We start from the raw sequence: 18,453 nt of genomic DNA, 5'->3' as shown, positions 1-18,453 counted from the left end.
CTACTCTTCCTTCTTTTTCGCTACTTTTTTAGTAGTAGTTTTTGCTTTTTTTTCATCTTTTACATCCTTTTTATCTTCTTTTTTTACTTCTTTTGATACCTCTACTAAGATGTGAGCTGTAGGCTTTCTAATGCGACTTGCGCTACCTCTTGCTCTTGGTCTAAATCTTTTTAAAACAGCACCAGCATCTATCCTACAAGAGCTAACTACAACTTCATTTGCCTCAAAGCCACCATTTGCAACCGCACTTGAGATAGCATTTGCTATATATCTTGCACCTCTGTTTGGTGTGAATTTTAAGGTAGCTAGGGCTAGCTCTGCATTCATGCCTTGAATTTCCCTTGCTATTAATCTTGCTTTTGTAGGAGATAATCTTATGTATTTAATCAAAGCTCTACTCATGCTCTCTCCTTACTTACCTATCTTCTTTTGCACTGAACCCTTGTGTCCTTTGAAGGTTCTAGTTGGTGCAAATTCGCCAAGCTTATAGCCTATGTGATTTTCTGTTACATACACAGGTATAAAACTCTTGCCATTATGAACATTAAATGTAAGTCCTATCATGTCAGGAATTATCGTGCTGCGTCTTGACCAAGTCTTTATAGGCTTGTTATCATTAGCTTCTTTAGCAGCAATGACCTTTTTCATAACATGCACATCTACGAAAGGACCCTTTTTTAAAGACCTAGCCATTTTATTTTCCCTTTCTTCTTGAAATTATTAGTTTATCACTAGCTTTTTTGCGTCTAGTTTTAGCACCTTTGGTTGGTTTACCCCAAGGAGTAACCGGATGGCGACCTGAATTTTTCTTTCCTTCACCACCACCGTGAGGGTGATCAACAGGGTTCATCGCAGAACCTCTTGTTTGAGGGCGAATTCCTCTGTGGCGGTTTCTACCAGCCTTTCCTATGGTAACATTAGCCCAGTCTTCATTTCCAACCTCGCCTATGCTAGCCATGCACTCAGCTAAAACCTGTCTCATCTCACCGCTGGCTAGTCTTAAAATAACATATTTTTCTTCCTTACCCATAAGCTGAGCATAAGCTCCGGCTGAGCGGATCATTTGGCCACCTTTGCCTGGTTTTAATTCTATGTTATGAACCACGGTTCCAACAGGTATATTTTTAAGCTTCATAGCATTGCCAGGCTTTATATCAAGCCCGCTTTCAGCAGCAGCTATCACATCGCCCACCTTAAGTCCCTTAGGCTGTAAGATATATCTTTTTTCTCCGTCTTTGTAAGAAACTAAGGCTATGCGGCAGTTTCTGTATGGGTCATACTCTATAGCTTCTATCTTACCTTCTATGCCAAATTTGCGTCTTTTAAAGTCTATTATTCTATATAGCTTTTTAGCACCGCCTTCTTTATGTCTGCTTGTAATTCTTCCGTTATTGTTTCTACCTGAATGGGTAGGAAGTTTTATAAGCAGGGAGCGAACCGAAGGTTTTGCTGTGATGTCTTCTGAGCTTAAACCTGTTATATATCTCCTACTTGGTGTATATGGTTTGTAAGTTTTTATCGCCATATTAAGCCTCCGCACTTTCTAAGCTAACGCCTTCTGGTAGCTTTACATAAAATTTCTTATAGTCATTTCTTTGTCCTAAGTGACCTCTAAATCTTTTTACCTTGCCTTGAATTTTTAAAGAATTTATCTTTAAGGGAACTACGCCAAAGTATTCTTTTAAAACAGCTTTTAATGAATTTTTAGTCATCTTAGGCGAAGTTTGTATAACTACCACGCCATTTTCTTGTAAATTCAAACTTTTTTCAGTGTAAAGTATAGTTTTTATATCGGTTATATCTGCCATTTTAGTCCTCTTTTATGATGGATTGCAAAGCGTTTTGCTCTATGATAACAGACTTAAATACAGATACTAAGTAAGCATTTACCTCTGTTATATCTACTAAATAGCAATTTGCTAAATTTCTATAAGCAAGAAAGGTCTTTTCATCTACAACATCTTTTACTATCAAAACATCTTTTAAGCCAAGTTTTTTAACGATAGCATTTGCGTCCTTTGTTTTACCGCTTTCTACTATCAAAGATGGCACAGTAAAAAGCATGCCCGCATTTGCCTTGTCTTCTAAGGCTCTTTCTAGAGCTAGTCTTTTTTGCTTTTTATTTACTTTTTGAAAATAGTTTCTGTTGTTTTTAGGTCCAAAGGCAACACCACCGCCTACCCAAACATTCGTTCTAGTAGAACCAGCTCTTGCACCGCCTCTTCCTTTTTGTCTCCAAGGCTTTTTACCACCACCGCTTACTTCGCTTCTATTTTTTGTATGAGCTGTGTTTGACCTCAAAGAAGCAAGGTATGATTTTACATAAAGATAAAGATTATGAGGGTTTATCTCTGTATATCTAGCAGGTAATTCTAAATCGCCCTTTTTTTCAAATTTATCATCTAAAATAATAGCCTTACTCATTTTGCAATCCTTATCTTACCTAAGGCTCCATTATGACCAGCAACACAACCTTTTAAAACTAAAATTTTGCTCTCGCTATCATAGCTTAGAACCTCGTTTTTAACTGTTATTTTTACATTTCCATAATGTCCAGCCATTTTCATACCTGGTTGAACCCTACCTGGCCATTCTCTGTTACCGATAGAGCCGTGGCGTCTGTGAAAACGCGAACCATGACTTGCAGGACCACCTGAAAAGCCGTGTCTTTTAATAACACCGCTATATCCTCTACCTTTTGAGTTGAAAGAAACTTTTAAAATTTTAGCCTCACTTAAAGGGCTTTCATCCAAATCGCCCACTTCAGTGTTTTTTACAAGGATACTAGCGAATTTGTTAAATTCAGGAGATAGATTGTATTTTTTTTGCTGTCCTTGTACGCATTTATTTTTATTTTTTCCGCTAGAATAAGCAACCAAAGCCTTGCCATTTTCCTTTAAATCGCAAACCTTAGCAGGCAAAACTCTAAGTAAGGTTACTGCGGTGCTAGGATTGCTAATAGTTCTGCTCATTCCTATCTTTTCTACTATATATTCCATAAATATCCTTTTAAGCTACTATTTTCCCATAGCTCTAACTTCTACATTAACCTCTGGGGCTAAGTCAAGCTTGGTTAAAGAATCAACAGTATCAGGAGTTGCTGCTACTATATCAAGCATGCGAGCGTGAATTCTCATTTCAAATTGCTCTCTTGAATCCTTGTTGATATGAGGAGACCTTAAAACTGTGTATCTTTTTATCTTTGTAGGTAAAGGCACCGGACCTCTTATATCTGCACCTGTTCTTTTGACAGCTTCTACTATGGCTGCAACTGTGCGGTCTAAAACTCTGTGGTCATAAGCTTTAAGCTTAAGCCTTATTCTTTCCATCGTTTTCCTTTAAAAAGAACTTGTTGACTGCTAAATCAACATAAATTTGAAATTTTAAAAACAAAGTGTGATTGTATTTAAACTAGCTTTTAAAGTCAAGATTTTTTTAATTTTTTTTGCATTTTTTTCCTTTAAATAAGGAAAATATTTCTAAAATGCTGAACAAAAATGTCCTATATGTACCCCACCAAGAAATTTAAAATTTACCTGAAAAGCTTTTAATGAAGATTTTACAAAAAACCTAGTCTAGACTTAGATTTAAAAGATTTTTTATGATTTCAAAGACTAAGAGCAAGTGCTTTTTACATAGACTTTTATATCAGGGGGCTAGGATGTTAAAATTTTATTTCTTGCATTGACTTTTCTTGAAATTTTAAAGATTAGATATAAGCTCATAAATTTAGAAAAATATTTAAATTTTAAAACACAAGCCTAAGTCCAAGAGAGCCATTTACAGAAAAAAAGCCATTATCATAAGCTTGAGTCATAAGAGTGGCACTTAGATCAAGATTTTTACTAAGTGCTAAATTCGCTCCTGCAAAAAGATTTCCAAAAAACTCAGCCTCATTTTCATATCTTATCTTTTGATCTCCCATACTTAGCTCATAAGCTTTCTTGCCAAAAACAGCCCCGCCTCTAACAGCTTCTAAGGCCACGAAAAAAGAGCCTCCATCATCATTTTGCTTTCTATACTCAAGCCCTAAGGCACCATATAAGCTAGTAAAGGTGTTTAACTCTTTGCTTACCGGTAAAACCAAGCCATCTTCTTTATAAGCTGGCATATAATAATAAGTCGCAAAAAAGCCAAAATAAGGCTTTAAGCTATGTCCGTTTATAAACTCAGCCCTATAGCCAAGTCTTGCTTGTGTTCCTATGTTGTGAGCCTCATACTTAGCTTTATTTGTGCCTGTCATTCCTGCAAAGCTTCTTTCATACTCATTTTGAGAATTTGAGTAATAGCCCAAAAGATCAAATTCAAGAGAATACGGCAAATGAGTTCGTGAATATAAACCCGCACTATAATTATACCCATCAAGGCTCATGCTATCACCCTTTTGATGTCTTTTGCTTATAGAAGCATAAAAACCAGCAAAGAGGCTATCTTGTATCTCCTTATCATAGCCCAAATTCACACCATAATCAAGCGAGTTGCTATTTTTATAATGCGAGTATCCAGCTAGGGCATTAACATAGAAATTATCACTATCTTCTTGCTTTTGAAAATAAGGTATTCTAGTGAAATCACTTGCTAAGGTTGCATACCTTTGCCTTGTGTTAAGAGCGTATTTAGCTCTATGGCTGTGGGCTATGCGGCCTAGCATGTTGTGATGCATTACAGAGCCTTGATAAGTTTTTTGCTCTACTTTCATACTATCAAGCTGTTTTTTGACAGTATCAGTAGCAGCACTTATGACATCGTCATTTTCTATAAGAGAGCCGTCTAAGGCTTCATAAATAGCATTGTATATAGGGTCAGAGCTTGGCGGGGTATTTGGATTTATTGGTTTATCATTGCCTTGATTATCATCACTACCTGAATTTCCGCCAGAGCCGCCTTGGTTGCCACCACCCGAGCCCGAGTCTCCTCCTGTTTCGCCACCACCCGAGCCACCGCCTTCTTGTCCATAACCCGGAACATGACCTCCCGGAGGCGTTGCGTCTGCTTGAGGGTAGTTAGGATTTCCCACATCATTTGCCTCGCCAAATACTAAAAAGTACTTATCACCTATCTTAACTATCTTTGAAGTGTAGCCAGAAAGAGGTGCACCGGTAGAGCTATACACAGTTACATCGCCTTCTTGTATGCCGCTAACATTCTCACTTTCTAAGAAAAGATAAGACATATTTTCATTTTTAAGTACAGCTCCTGTTAGTTTAAAACCAACCGTGCCATCAAATGTAGCCTGATTTGAGGCATTTACGTAACCAAAACCTAAATCAGAGCCTATGAAACTTATGCTAGCGCTAGAATTTAGATTAAAATCTGTAGTGTAAATTTTAGCCGAATTTGTTAGAAAGATATCACTTCTATAAGCGTCAAATTTGCCTTTTACCACTAAATTTGCGTCATTTAAATCAACGGTTGAGCGATAGCTTGTCGAAGTGCTAAAGTTATCTCCTTGTGCATCGCTTAGAAAATTTCCACCAATTGTTATTAGGGCACCTTGAGTGGCTATTAATTTGCCAATTCCGTAATAATCACTATAGGCATAGGTGTTATTTCTACCATTTTCAAAGTTGCCATTTACAGTAAAAGTTCCGCCGTTTATTTCTACTAAGGAATCTTGTCTGCCTCTATCTTGAGGAGAGAGATTGTAAAAACCAGCATTGTAAAAAGAACCTGTTATGGTAGTTTGACCACCGTTTTGAAGAAAATATCCACCATTTGTTCCGGGGGTGCTTAGTGAAGACTGCTTATTATAACTATATACATTGGCATTTATGTATAGCGTGGAGTTATCATTTCGTATGCTTGCTGTATTATTCGCATTTGATTGATTGGTTAAAATATCTACATTATTTATATTTAAAGTGCCTCCGTTTTGAACTACTATACCACCAGATTTGATAGCATTTATAACTATAGTATTTACATTATTAATATCTATGGTCGAAGCATTTGCTGTTATAGTTCCGCCTTCTAATCTAAATAAACCTTGCCCTTTTTTGCTATCTAAATTCATAACTAAATGGCTTCTTTCATTTACTAAGATATTGCCCTCTATATAGTAAGCCATATCTGTTCCCTGAGCAGAACTAGGAGTGCTTGGGTCTTTTTGTAGTATGAGTTTTGAGGTGCCAGACTGCGTAGAGTATGTAAAATTTGTTTTATATCCTAGTCCGAAGTTATTGCCCCTGTTAAGTTGTATATTGGGGTTTCGCTTTAATATAATAGTCGTATTCTCACCATTATTTAAATTCGCGCTATTTTCTTCTATATAGCCATTCCACTCAGATTGTAAGGCAAGAGATAAAGAGAAAGAAAATGTTAATAAAAGTAAAATCTTTTTCATAGCTATGCTTTCTTAAATACCCTTAGATATTATTTTATCAATGTGAAAAAATATTATATAACAAAAAAAAAAAAAAATAAATTAACAAAATTGATAATTTTTACTTGACAAAATAATATATTTTTATGCTTAAATTGCTAAATTTATTTTGCTTGATAAAAACACTGTAGGAGTTATGATAGATGCCTTAGCTAGTAGAGGATTATTAGAAAGAAAACAAAATCCTAAAAATCGTAGAGAAAATATTATAAGCACAACTAAAAAGGGCAAAGAATTAGTCGATAAACTTGAGCCTATGTTTTTAAAGGCGCAAAGAGAGGTTTTTAGCTTTCTAAAAGACAAAGATTATGAGATTTTTTGTTCGTATATGCAAGATGTTATGACAAATATTTTTTTAAAGGAGAGAGAATGAATTTGTTTTCATTTAAAAAGGGTTTTTTGTATTTTTGTGTTTTTATTTTTATAAACATGAATTTGTTTGCTTTGGATATAGATAAATCTAAATCAAAAGTCGCATTCAAAGCTAGTAAGCTAGTTTTTGTGGGAGTTGATGGCGAATTTAAAGACTACGAGGGCAATGTAAGTATACTAAATGATGAAATAGTAGCTTTAAATGGCAATGTTTTTGTGAATTCTGTTGAATCTGGCGATAAGACAAGAGACGAGCATATACGAGGCGAAGTACTTTTTGATAGCAAAAAATATCCTATCATAAGCTTTAAAATGAGCAAATATGAGGCTTTAAGCAGTGCGAATGGAATTTCAAAGGGCAAAATTTATGGGCTAATGAATGCGCACGGCGTATCTAAAGATATTGTATTTGATAGCACAGTTAAAAAGACGGAAGAAGGCTATATTTTGACTCTTAATTCAACTGTAGATGTGAAAAAAGACTTCAATATGCAATCTTAATTCTATAATGAGCAATTCGGTAGATATAGATGTAAGCTTGTTTTTGAAGTAAGCTCAAAAAAGGGGGATTAGTTTTTTATAAAATAATCCCCATCAAAACTAAATACTAGCTTTGAAAGCTTGTGTTTTTGATTTAAAACAATTCACTATGACTTTCAAGCCTAAAGCAAACTAATACTAAAATATCTTCTTGCTTTTTATAAATTAAGAGTAAGTCCGGTTCTATATGGCATTATCTATAGCCTAGATATTCGTCTTTTAAAACGTGGTCTTTGTGTTTAGCTTCTAAGGTTTCAAAATCTACATTTTTTAAAGTTACAGTCATCTTTTTTCCTTTAAGTTTTAAGACATTTGACAAATATCATTCTAGCAAGAATCCATACTCATAAATCTTTGGTTCGATTTTTTTAGCAAGTTTATCTAAGGCATAACGCAAATCAGCGATTAAATCATTATAGGCAGAATCTAAACTCCTAGCATTCATTTTACTCTTGCCTTTACTTTCCTTAAAGCCTTGAAAATAGCCTTTTATGTCATATAAACTTGCATTTGGATTGTAGTTTTTATAAAAATCCTCTTTATGCTGGGTGTGGATTTCTGGGATTTTGGCAAAGTTTTGATGATAATATTGCCATATTTTACGTCCTGCTTCAAAGACAGCCTTAGCTTCATCACTAAAAATTAAGGGCTTGCTTGGGATAAAGCTTGTAGATTCTATTGCAAAAAGTGCTTTTTGTATAGATTTAGAATTTTGACTAGAAGCTAGCTTGATTTTACCCTTGATAAAATCCTGCATAAAGTGGGACTCAAAAGCTTCTTTTGCCTCCACTTCTGCTTCGCTAAAGGGTATAAAATGATTTATGCTCTCTTTAGCGCTGATTCTATTTTGTCCGTGAAAGAGGGTAAAGGCTAGGCAGTCATTTTGAAACTCTTTATCCTCATCCCAAGTCTTATTTGGATACAAAAATTGGTCTCTATCATTTAACCAAGTGGCAGGAATAGCGTGTCGTACTGCGAAAAACACACAACAAGGAATGAGATTAGTAAGAGTAAGAGTAAGAGTAAGAGCGTGTGCTTCATCACTTATGTAATTCTTGATATAAACAAGTTTTTGATTTTGAAAATCTAATCTACCAGAGTTTAACATTCCTAAATTTGGACTTGGATTTTTGATTCTATATTGTGCTATCCATTTTCCTATATTTTGGGCGTAATGTTCTGTCGCATAAAAGTTCTTCACTCCCATATATTCATTTTTATCATTATGCACATCAAGTTTTATAGATTTTTGTATAGGTTTGTTGTTGTTCAAATCCCATATCATAAAGCCTATGGGAAAAGAACCTTTTACATTATCAAAGGTATAAGCAGGGCAGACAAAACCGCCCAAAAATTTAGCCTTAAACCTTAAACGAAACTTAGAAAAATTCGTGCCTTGCACAATTTTCAACTTTGAAAATTGTGCAAGGGTGCAGTTTGGAATCTCCTCATATATTCTTATGAAAAATTGGGCAAAGACTTCATTGCTTGCCTTGCCTAGCACCTCCTTATAACGCAAGTAAGTGCGATTATCGGTAGCGACTTTGGTTTTGTTAAGTCCTGTGCCTGTTGTTTGTGCGGTCGTGCCAGCTTCCGCATAGGGCGGATTTATGAAAATAATGAGTTTCTCACGCTTTTTAGAATCTTTTAGGATTTTTACTAAAGATTGTGGCAATCTAGTCGTGTTTTCATCAAAATTACGGCAATTAAAGCATAAATCATTCTTTTGCTTATGCACTACACAAGGTAGCGGGTCGTTTAAAAAGTCAAAGACAAAGACATTAGATTCCAAAAGATTAAGATTGGCTTTTTGTATCCTTTGTGTCATCACATCAACATCACTTTTATAGAGTGTGGAAGCATAGATTTTGTATTTATCACTTAAGCCAACAAGTAAATTTCCTGTGCCAGCCGCACAGTCCCAGATATAATGCTCCTCTTGATAGTCTTCACCTAAGGCTTTTGTGAGGTATTCTTGTGATTTTTCCACCCAGATTCTAGGGGTAAAAAAGGCACCTTGATATTCTCTAAGATTTTGAGGCACGAGTAAATCACGTCTTTCTATGATATAGTCCCAATACTCCTCTTTTGGCGGTCTTTCATAACGGTTCCAAAACTGGGCGTGTTTGTCTTTGAGATTTGTCTTAAACTCTGCTCTAGCACCAGAAAATAGCCCTACATCATTTTTACCGCGTAAAAGCTCATAAAATACCTTATCTTCGTTATTTTCACGCGTTTTTTTAAGCACAACTAAAAGTTTATCGGTTAAGGTTTGATTTTCAGTGCTTAAAAGATCAGCCAAATAAAAGTCCGCATCTAAAACTTTATGCTTTTTAGCTAAAATTTCCCAATTTACATCGATGCACTCTTTTACCTCATCTTGCCACCTTAGATAGATATTAACAAAGTTATTTTTATCTATCTTTTGTCTGTTTATGTGAGCATTTTCTAGTATAAAATTTACTTTTATAAAGTCTTTTAGAGCTTTGTTATCTTTAGAGAAATAAAACAAAAGGCTTTGAGCTTCTATAATGGACTTAGATTCTGCATAGAGTTGTGCGAATTCTTTGCTTTCATGATCGCTTGGACGGACATTCCAATTAAAGTCATTTTGTGAGAAAATGTGCATAATGGAGTTGTAGGGTAAAAAGGCGATTTTCTCACAATCAAATGCACCTAAAAAGCTAGGTGGGCTAAAGATGTTTTGTAAGCTTTTTTTACCAATAGTTAGAATTAACTGCACGAAAGATTGCAAAATATCCTCTTTATTGCCACGCTTTGCCTCCGCCCAAAGATAGCTTGCAACCTGTGTAAAAAGATTATCCTTAGGACAAATCCAAAAGTCTATGTTATCGTTTATCTTGGTGCTATCAAAGGCGGCAAAAAAATCCTTAGCTACTTTGTTTTTTAGCTCTTCTTCTTTTATACTCTTATCATACATAGTTTTACTTTATTTTTTGCAGTGATTGTAACCTAAAAATGCAAAATTTTATCTTTTATCTATGATATAAAGCTGTTCTTTTATGTGTTTGTTGCGGGAATGCAGGTTCCTTGAGCCCCTAAATGCCGGGTAGTCTTGCTCTAAAAGTTGGCATTTTCCAAGCTTTTCTAGTTTTTTTAAAAAGCTTTCTTTTTTTACGAAGCCCTCGCAGTTGTAAGATAGCAAGATTATCTTAGCTTTTAAGTTTGAAATCAGCTCAAAAAGTGCATTTTCAGCCTCTTTAGCCTTGTTAAATTTGCTTCTATTCCACTTTTTTGGTATGCCGCTTACCTTTGAAAGCTCCTGCGGTTTTTCATAAGTGGCTAGTAAATTTAACATAAAATAATTTGAAGCGTAAGGGTGCTGATTATAAGGCGGGTCTAAGTAAGCTAAATCAAAGCTATCAAGCTCTTTTGCTAGTTCGTTTGCATCCTTTTGAAAAACCTTAAAATCACAGCTAAAATTCGAAAAAATGGGCATTTTAAGCTCTATATCGCCCTTTATGCGAGAAAGGGCATTGCCTGCCTCTCCTCCAAATTTACCAAGTCCGTTTTTACCTTTATAAAAGCCCTTGAAAACACCGCTGGTATTGGAATGCACGCTTGCTTCGTATATCAAAGGAGCTATGAAAAAATGCTGAAAATCCTTTGGCACTTCCCTTGCTATAAGCTCTCTCATAGAGTCCAAATACATAGCGTTTCTTTTGGTGTAAAAAAGCCTGTCATCCTTTGTGATAGCCTTTTCATCCTTTGCTGAGTAAAGCTCTGTGATAAAGCCTTCTTTAAGCTCTAGTTTTGAAAGTAAAATTTGATGATGAGCTTTTAAAATTTGCTTAAGCTCTTTGTTTGCATTGTGTAAATAACACTCATTTATAAGCTTTGAATAATACTCTAAATCATTTGCTATTATAAAGCTTGAATGTGCCTTTGCAAAGCGACTTACTATGCCAGAGCCGCTAAAGATGTCGCAAAAGGAAAATTTGTCCTTTTTAAGCTCTTTTTTTGCATACTCAAAGCCTTTTTGCAAAAAGCTTAAAAGGCTTCTTTTGTTGCCTAGGTAGGTGATGATTTGCTCTTTTAGGTATAGGGGGTTTTCTTGCATTATTTTTGGGTGCAAGCTATAGGGAGCTTGCTTTTGATTTTAAGAACTCATAAAGCATAAGCTCATTTCTTAGGAGTAACCAGCATATTCACATAACGGCCCTCAAAATTTGGCTCTTTGTCCCTGTTTGCCTTTTCTTCTATCATAGTCCAAATTTTTTCAAGCAAGGCAACCCCAGCTTCAGGGCTTGACATCTCGCGTCCTTTTAAAAATACTCTAAATCTAACATGCTTTCCTTGAGCTAAAAACTCCAAAGCGTGTTTTACCTTGTAATTTATGTCATTTTGTGCGATTTTTACGGAGAGTTTTATCTCTTTTACATCTATGATTTTTTGTTTTTTCTTAGCCTCTTTTTGCTTTTTTTCTTGCTGGTAGCGGAATTTTCCAAAGTCCATTATCTTGCATACCGGAGGTTTTGCATCAGGTGCTATCATAACCAAATCAAGCCCCAAGCGATTAGCTATATCTTGTGCTTCTTTAGAGCTTATGATACCATAAACCTTGCCGTCATCACCCACACATCTTATCTGCTCTGCTCTTATGTCCTCGTTAAGCAATACTTCTTTTTCTTTACTCAAAAGTGCACCTCACTTATTTTCTCCTTTACTAAAGCTATAAAATCATCTAGGCTAAGATTACTTTGCTTTTTTTCTCTTCTATCTCTTAAAGCAACGCTTTTCTTAGCCACCTCCTCATCTCCTAAAACAAGTATCATAGGTAGTTTTTGCTTTTCTGCATTGCGAATTTTTTTGCTTAAACTCTCATCTTTAGCGTAAATTTCGCTGTCTATGTTTAACTCTAACAAGCTCTTTTGAATTTGCTTTGCGTAGTTTAAATGCTTTTCATTTATAGGGACTATGCCAACTTGCACAGGTGCGATGAAAAATGGAAACTCGCCCCCGCAATGCTCTGTTAAAATTCCTATAAATCTCTCAAAAGAGCCTAGTATAGCTCTGTGAAGCATAACGGGCTGCTTTTTGAGATTATCACTATCTGTGTATTCTAGCTCAAATCTTTGCGGTAAGTTGAAATCAACCTGTATGGTGCCGCACTGCCACTTTCTTTTCAAGGCATCAGTTATCTTTATATCTATCTTTGGTCCATAAAATGCACCGCCACCCTCGTCTATGCCGTAGTTTAAGCCCTGCTCATCAAGGGCTTCTTTTAAAGCCTTTGTGGCTGTGTCCCAAATTTCATCATCTCCTATAGCCTTGCTAGGTTTGGTTGAAATTTCCATTTCATAAGAAAAGTCAAAAAGCTTCATAAGCTTATCCACAAAGGCTAAAATTTCAAGCACTTGCTCCTTAATCTGACTTGGCATACAAAAGATATGCGCATCATCTTGAGTAAATTCCCTAACCCTAAAAAGACCGTGCAAGACCCCGCTTTTTTCGTGTCTATGCACCACACCATACTCAAAGAATTTCAAAGGCAAATCCCTATAACTTCTTATATCGCTTTGATAAATTTTTATGTGCCCTACGCAGTTCATCGGCTTTATGCCATACTCTTGCTCATCAATCTGTGTAAAATACATATTTTCTTTATAGTTTTCATAATGCCCACTTATCTGCCAAGCCTTAGCCTTTAAAAGCTCTGGACCTCTTACAGGCTCATAGCCTCTTAAGCGATGTATCTTAAAAAGCATTTGCTCTAGCTTACTTCTTAACCTAGCTCCATTGCTAAGCCATATAGGCAAACCCCCGCCTATATCATCATCAAAGGTAAAGAGTTTAAGTTCCGTACCTAGCTTTCTATGGTCTCTTTTTTTACCCTCTTCTAAGATATGCAAATATTCTTTTAAGCTTTCTTTATCTGCGAAGGCTGTGCCATAAATTCGAGTTAGCATTTCTCTTTTTTCATCTCCGCCTAAATACGCACCCGCAACGCGTATAAGCTTGAAAAATTTTAAAAATTTAGTATTTGGTAGATGAGGTCCTCTACACAAATCCTCAAACTCGCCCTGTCTATAAATTCCAACATCGCCCTCTGGAATTCTTAACAAAACCTCTTGTTTTAAGTCATCATTAGCAAATTTAGCCTTAGCCTCGCTTTTTTGAATTTGGTATTTTTCTATGGGAAGCTTAGCCTCCGCAAATTCTTTCATCTTTTTTTCAATCCTTGCTAAATCCTCCTCGCTTATCTTAGAGCTTACCCTAAAATCATAATAAAATCCGTCCTCTATCACGGGACCTACGAAGAATTTAACCTCGGGATACAAAGCTTTGATAGCTTGTGCCATTAAATGAGCGCAAGAATGCCTTATAATTTCAAGAGCCTTGCTAGAATTATCAAAATAAATAGCCTCTCCAGAATTTGTGCTTTGTGTATCTATAATCTTATCTTTGTCAAAATATCCAATTATTTCCTTAGTCATATTAAAACCTTGTTATAAAAAAATTTAAAGATAATTTTAACTGTGTAAAACTTAAGTTCTTTTAAAATCATAGTTTTAAGACGGTATTGTAAAGCGGCATTGTTAAAATTTGCTAGTTGGATCTAAGATGTTATTGAAGTAAATATAAAAGAACAACAAGCCAAGCAAAATTCTATAAATCCCAAACGGTATAAAATCAAACTTAGATATAAATTTCAAAAAGAGTTTTATAACTATAAAAGCCACCACAAAGGCTGTTACAAAACCTATGCTAAGTGCTAGAAAATTTGAACTATTTGTAATAATACTAGGCTCTTTATATATACTATAAGAAGTAGCTGCAAACATCGTAGGAACAGCTATTAAAAACGAAAACTCGGTAGCTACTTTGCGGTTAAAGCCCAATAAAAGCGCACCAACTATACTAGCACCACTTCTTGAAGTTCCGGGTATCATACCTAGGGACTGTATGGCACCTATGGCAAGGGCGTGTTTATAGCTAATCTCATCTAAGGAATTTATGCTGTATTCTTTACCCTTGTGTAGAAGTTCTATAAGTATAAAAATAATACCGCCAATAATTAGCATAGTAGCAACCAAATATCCATTAAACAAATCTTGAGTAAATTTAGAAACTAAAATTCCTATCAAACCCGTTGGTATAAAGCCCACACAAAGCTTTAACCACAAATCAAAGCTTTGTATAAGCCTTTTATAAAATACAAAAAGCACAGCAAGTATGGAACCTAGCTGTATAACAACCAAGAATGAACGCCAAAAATCATCTAGCTTTATACCCAAAACAGTAGCACCAAGTATCATATGACCTGTGGAGCTAACCGGTAAAAACTCTGTCAAACCCTCTATAACGCCTAGTATTAACGCATTATACAAATCTTGCAAAAAAAGCCTTTAAAGTGAAAGTAAGCTAGAAGTATACTAAAATTTTACAAATAATTCCTTATTGTTGTAGCACTTAAAAGGTTTTTTCTTTAAAATCTTGACTTAAACTAGCTCTCATCTTTTATAATTACACATTTAGAACTAAACTTTAGCTCAAAAGAGTGGCAAAACCTAGAAGCAAAACTTGATAAAATAGAAATAGTAGGCGATAGATACCCACCAGAACAAGCACAAAGAGTTGGGAAGTAAGATTTAGCAGGGCTTTAGCAAAATACTAACTTTTATCCCGAGACTAACTATCAGATTCAAAAGCTTTGAAATAGCATTACATCAAAGCTTTTGATTTATAAGCAATCTTAGAATCTTTTTAAATACCCAAGCTCTTAAGATTCTATGCTCTTATGCTCCTTCAAGCTCTGCGATGATAGCATCTATTTGCAAACGTAGCTTACTTTGTCTTGCCACGATTTGCGTGATTTCTGCATTTAAAGCTTTTATGTCTATCTTTTCCCTTGTATCCTCTGGCTCTATATAGCTTGATACGCTTAAATTATACCCATTTGCCTCTATTTCCTCCATGCTTACAGACCTTGCGATATGCTCTATGTCTTTTCGTTCTGTATAGATTTTTAGGATAGTATCACGGTTTTGTTCTGTAAGGACATTTTTCTTTGTAACTTTTTTGTATTCTTTACTTGCATCGATAAAAAACACCTTAGAATCTTGCTTGTTTTTCTTAAGCACCATTATGCAAGTGGCAATGCCCGTGCCAAAGAAAAGATTATCAGGAAGAGCGATGATAGAATCTATAAAATTTTGCTTGATTAAGTATCCACGTATTTTTTTCTCCGCACCCTCTCTATATAAAATTCCCGGAAAGATGACAATAGCCGCCGCTCCTTTGTTTGATAGCCACGCTAAGGAGTGCATGATAAAGGCAAAATCAGACTTAGACTTAGGAGCTAGCACACCAGCAGGAGAGTAGCGAGGGTCATTGATAAGCACAGTATTAGAATCACCCTCCCATTTGGTGCTATATGGGGGATTGCTTACTATTACGTCAAATGGCTCATCATCATAATGATAAGGCTTTATAAGCGTATCATCGTGGGCTATGCTAAATTTTGTGAAATTTACATTATGCAAAAGCATATTCATACGTGCTAGGTTGTAGCTTGTGATATTTATCTCTTGTCCGAAGTAACCAAGTGCAGGATCTTTATATAAAATCTTTTTATATTGTAAAAGCAAAGAGCCAGAGCCACAAGCAGGGTCATAAACTTTGTTTGGTTCTTTTACCGTGTGCAAAGTAAGACGTGCTAAAATCTCACTCACTTCTTGCGGAGTAAAAAATTCTCCCCCGCTTTTGCCTGCACTACTTGCATACATACCCATCAAATACTCATACGCATCACCAAAAGCATCGATTTTACTATCTGCATAATCAAAATTTATCTCGCTAATGGCTTGCATTATTCTTGCTAGTTTTTTGTTTCTTTCTACCGTGCTTTTTCCAAGCTTATCGGATTTCAAATCCATATCATCAAAAAGCCCTTTAAAATTTTGCTGTGCTTTGTCTGTAGGTAAATCCTCGCTTGATTTTTGGATATTAGCAAAAACGGAATTTAAGTGCTCGTTAAGATTTTCCAGATATTCACTTTTTTCAGCAGATTTTAAAACATTTTCAAAAAGCTCACTTGGCAGGATAAAAAAGCCTTTTGCTTTGGTGATTTCTGCCTTGCCATTTTTCGCTATCTCATCATCTAAGCTTTCATAATTATCCTCTCCCATACTCTTTACATAGTTTTTGAGATTCTCGCATAAAAAGCGGTAAAACAAAAATCCCAAAACATAACTCTTAAAATCCCAGCCATCTACGCTACCTCGTAATTCATTAGCGATTTTCCAAATGCCTTTGTGTAGTTCTGCTCTTTGTTTTGTGTTTATCATTTTTTATCCTTTTTAAAATTCTAAAAGCTTAAAAGCTTTTCTCTGTAATACTCATATTGCTTTTTCCTTGCCTTTATCTCAGCAGGGAGTCCCTGACTTAAGTCATTAGCTAAAGATTCAAATTTATCTAAAATACTTACGATTTTTTCTTGTATTTCTAGGGGCGGGAGGGGGATTTTAAATTGTTTAAACTTTTTCATATCCACAGAAGCAAAGCCTGATACATTGACATTATTCCTACACCACTCCCCTAAAATAAAGCAATAGTAATAAAAGTATTTCATATTGAGAATCTCACAACAATTCACCTGCGGACTCAAGCAGGTGAATCGTTGATTCGCAAGCGAATCAACGATTATCAATGCGTGTTCGCCAATAGTAGCAGTCGTAGAAATGATAATAGAATTTGCAGGGAATAATTTGCCGCCTTTTACCGCCTCTGGTGTGATATGCTGGATAGAATCTGCTAAGATTCTGCCATTTGTCCGAATGTCGTCCATTCTAAACCAAGGGATAGTGCCATTTTCCCAATATTCTTTTTTAGCCTTGCTTGGTGTGTATCCGTTCCTAATAATAAAAAGATCTCCCAAAGCCATATAACTAATGCCCCCCCCCGTGATAGAATCTAGGTAATCAAAGCTTAGTAATTTTTCGCGGTAATAGGCGTATTGCTTCTTTCTAGCTTCTAGCTCTGCTTCTAGCTCTGCTTCTAGCTCTGTAAAGGTATCGAGAATAGTTACTATTTTCTCTTGCACTATCAAAGGTGGTATGGGGATTTGCAGGGATTGCCATTTGCCTAAAGTTAGCCCGAATCTTGTAATTCCTTGTGCGTATCTCCTAATTTGCCTTCTTAAAAAACTAGATTCAAAACAATATCTTATAAAAAAGCTTGTAATCATATTTGAATTGAACAATCTATAACGCATTATGTGATAACTATAACAAGCATTTGGTATTGTTTCTGTAATTACTGAAGCAAAGCCTATTTCATCTATTGTTTCCGAAGATGGGGTAATAAAAATGTCTCCTTTTTCAATAGTGCATTTTTGTATTTTAGAATCTGAAGCTGTTACACGCATTTTTGGAATATTTTTATCAATATATTTGTTTTTCACTACATCAACGAAATTTAATAAAATTACTTCTTTTTGCCCGTCAATGACTTTCTTATCAACGCCTATATTTGCAAATTCTCCCAATTCCCCCAAAGGCTTATACTCCACACCATTAGGACAATGCGTTTTTAGTAATTCTTCTATGCTATTCATTTAGTTTCCTTGGTCTATGACTTTGCCGTTATAATATAACTCATTGCAAGAGAGGTCTAGTTTATCATTCCACTCTATGCCATAGCCACCTTGTGAGACTTTCACGTTTTTAAAAAGTTGTGGAGTAGATAAAAGAATCTTAAAATCGCTATATTGCCCAAGCTGTGATAGGTCGTAGATTTTGCATTCATCTGATAGGAATTTGACTTTTAGCTTATAATCATCTAATGCTTGCACCTGCTTAATCTTATGAAATATATATTTTTCCATTTTCTTTACTCCAAAGGTTTTAATTCTTTAAATATTTGAGATTGCCACATTTGCATTAATTCATCTTTATGCTCTGTCATCCATTCCTCTACCATTTTTTTAGCTTTGTTTGGTAAATCGCCCTCTATCATTTCTATAGGCTCTATGCTAAACACTCCCGAATATTCATTATAAAGTGCGTGTATATGCGGTGGGTTATGCTCCTTACTTGCAAAAAACATTTTTATAATGATTCCATAAAATCTAGCAATCACTGGCATTTTATCTCCTTTTATTGTTTTATAATATTTTATTATTTTTTTAGAATGAT

General features: G+C 35.3%; 20 protein-coding genes. 2 read left to right on the top strand and 18 right to left on the bottom strand.

What is annotated here, in order from left to right; translation table 11 throughout:
- From rplV to CAV_RS08100, 8 genes are all read right to left on the bottom strand, one after another.
- A complete protein-coding gene (gene rplV / locus CAV_RS08135) occupies positions 1-402 on the bottom strand; it encodes a 50S ribosomal protein L22 (RefSeq protein WP_094324342.1) in 402 nt (133 codons plus the stop codon).
- 9 nt (positions 403-411) lie between these two features.
- Positions 412-693 carry a 30S ribosomal protein S19 gene (gene rpsS / locus CAV_RS08130; protein ID WP_094324341.1) on the bottom strand — a complete coding sequence of 94 codons (282 nt, stop codon included), beginning with the start codon at positions 691-693 and terminating at the stop codon, positions 412-414.
- A gap of 1 nt (position 694) precedes the next feature.
- Positions 695-1,525 carry a 50S ribosomal protein L2 gene (gene rplB / locus CAV_RS08125; protein WP_094324340.1) on the bottom strand — a complete coding sequence of 277 codons (831 nt, stop codon included), beginning with the start codon at positions 1,523-1,525 and terminating at the stop codon, positions 695-697.
- Position 1,526: 1 nt separating this feature from the next.
- Positions 1,527-1,808: a 50S ribosomal protein L23 gene (locus CAV_RS08120; RefSeq protein ID WP_094324339.1), complete on the bottom strand. Its 282-nt coding sequence runs from the start codon at positions 1,806-1,808 to the stop codon at positions 1,527-1,529.
- Position 1,809: 1 nt separating this feature from the next.
- Complete coding sequence (gene rplD, locus CAV_RS08115) at positions 1,810-2,424, bottom strand: 50S ribosomal protein L4 (RefSeq protein WP_094324338.1); 615 nt, start codon at positions 2,422-2,424, stop codon at positions 1,810-1,812.
- A complete protein-coding gene (rplC, locus tag CAV_RS08110) occupies positions 2,421-2,999 on the bottom strand; it encodes a 50S ribosomal protein L3 (protein WP_094324337.1) in 579 nt (192 codons plus the stop codon). The genes rplD and rplC overlap by 4 nt, the downstream gene beginning before the upstream one ends.
- Positions 3,000-3,017: 18 nt before the next feature.
- Complete coding sequence (gene rpsJ / locus CAV_RS08105; protein ID WP_094324336.1) at positions 3,018-3,329, bottom strand: 30S ribosomal protein S10; 312 nt, start codon at positions 3,327-3,329, stop codon at positions 3,018-3,020.
- 419 nt (positions 3,330-3,748) lie between these two features.
- Positions 3,749-6,343 carry an autotransporter family protein gene (locus CAV_RS08100; RefSeq protein WP_094752862.1) on the bottom strand — a complete coding sequence of 865 codons (2,595 nt, stop codon included), beginning with the start codon at positions 6,341-6,343 and terminating at the stop codon, positions 3,749-3,751.
- 133 nt (positions 6,344-6,476) lie between these two features.
- On the opposite strand from CAV_RS08100, the gene CAV_RS08095 reads away from it, so the two are divergent.
- The gene (locus CAV_RS08095; protein WP_342744146.1) at positions 6,477-6,755 is read left to right on the top strand and encodes a MarR family winged helix-turn-helix transcriptional regulator; all 279 of its coding nucleotides are present in this window, start codon (positions 6,477-6,479) and stop codon (positions 6,753-6,755) included.
- Positions 6,752-7,255, top strand: coding sequence for a YceI family protein (locus CAV_RS08090; RefSeq protein WP_094752861.1), 504 nt, complete (start codon positions 6,752-6,754; stop codon positions 7,253-7,255). The genes CAV_RS08095 and CAV_RS08090 overlap by 4 nt, the downstream gene beginning before the upstream one ends.
- 133 nt (positions 7,256-7,388) lie before the next feature.
- Here CAV_RS08090 and CAV_RS09365 read toward each other — a convergent pair whose 3' ends face one another.
- The 10 genes from CAV_RS09365 to CAV_RS08040 all read right to left on the bottom strand — a co-directional run bounded on the left by CAV_RS09365 (position 7,389) and on the right by CAV_RS08040 (position 18,403).
- Positions 7,389-7,481 carry a type II toxin-antitoxin system RelE/ParE family toxin gene (locus tag CAV_RS09365; RefSeq protein WP_281248839.1) on the bottom strand — a complete coding sequence of 31 codons (93 nt, stop codon included), beginning with the start codon at positions 7,479-7,481 and terminating at the stop codon, positions 7,389-7,391.
- Between the two features lie 135 nt (positions 7,482-7,616).
- Positions 7,617-10,235, bottom strand: a complete 2,619-nt coding sequence (locus tag CAV_RS08080) for a hypothetical protein (protein WP_094752860.1) — start codon at positions 10,233-10,235, stop codon at positions 7,617-7,619.
- Between the two features lie 48 nt (positions 10,236-10,283).
- Positions 10,284-11,375 carry a DNA adenine methylase gene (locus CAV_RS08075; RefSeq protein WP_094324331.1) on the bottom strand — a complete coding sequence of 364 codons (1,092 nt, stop codon included), beginning with the start codon at positions 11,373-11,375 and terminating at the stop codon, positions 10,284-10,286.
- Between the two features lie 62 nt (positions 11,376-11,437).
- Positions 11,438-11,953, bottom strand: coding sequence for a translation initiation factor IF-3 (gene infC, locus CAV_RS08070; RefSeq protein ID WP_094324330.1), 516 nt, complete (start codon positions 11,951-11,953; stop codon positions 11,438-11,440).
- Entirely contained in the window at positions 11,950-13,752 is a 1,803-nt protein-coding gene (thrS, locus tag CAV_RS08065; RefSeq protein ID WP_094324329.1) for a threonine--tRNA ligase, read from the bottom strand. The genes infC and thrS overlap by 4 nt, the downstream gene beginning before the upstream one ends.
- Before the next feature lie 102 nt (positions 13,753-13,854).
- Positions 13,855-14,655, bottom strand: coding sequence for an undecaprenyl-diphosphate phosphatase (locus CAV_RS08060; protein WP_094324328.1), 801 nt, complete (start codon positions 14,653-14,655; stop codon positions 13,855-13,857).
- A 399-nt stretch (positions 14,656-15,054) separates the two neighbouring features.
- Complete coding sequence (locus CAV_RS08055; RefSeq protein WP_094324327.1) at positions 15,055-16,605, bottom strand: type I restriction-modification system subunit M; 1,551 nt, start codon at positions 16,603-16,605, stop codon at positions 15,055-15,057.
- A 20-nt stretch (positions 16,606-16,625) separates the two neighbouring features.
- Positions 16,626-17,873: a restriction endonuclease subunit S gene (locus CAV_RS08050; protein ID WP_094324326.1), complete on the bottom strand. Its 1,248-nt coding sequence runs from the start codon at positions 17,871-17,873 to the stop codon at positions 16,626-16,628.
- Entirely contained in the window at positions 17,874-18,143 is a 270-nt protein-coding gene (locus CAV_RS08045; RefSeq protein WP_094324325.1) for a DUF2442 domain-containing protein, read from the bottom strand. It lies immediately after the preceding gene.
- 5 nt (positions 18,144-18,148) lie between these two features.
- Positions 18,149-18,403, bottom strand: coding sequence for a DUF4160 domain-containing protein (locus CAV_RS08040; RefSeq protein ID WP_094324324.1), 255 nt, complete (start codon positions 18,401-18,403; stop codon positions 18,149-18,151).
- Positions 18,404-18,453: the final 50 nt, after the last annotated feature.

Source organism: Campylobacter avium LMG 24591, from assembly GCF_002238335.1.
Taxonomy (GTDB): domain Bacteria; phylum Campylobacterota; class Campylobacteria; order Campylobacterales; family Campylobacteraceae; genus Campylobacter_D; species Campylobacter_D avium.
The sequence above is the reverse complement of the archived record's forward strand: the minus strand, read 5'-3'. Positions and strand labels throughout refer to the sequence as shown.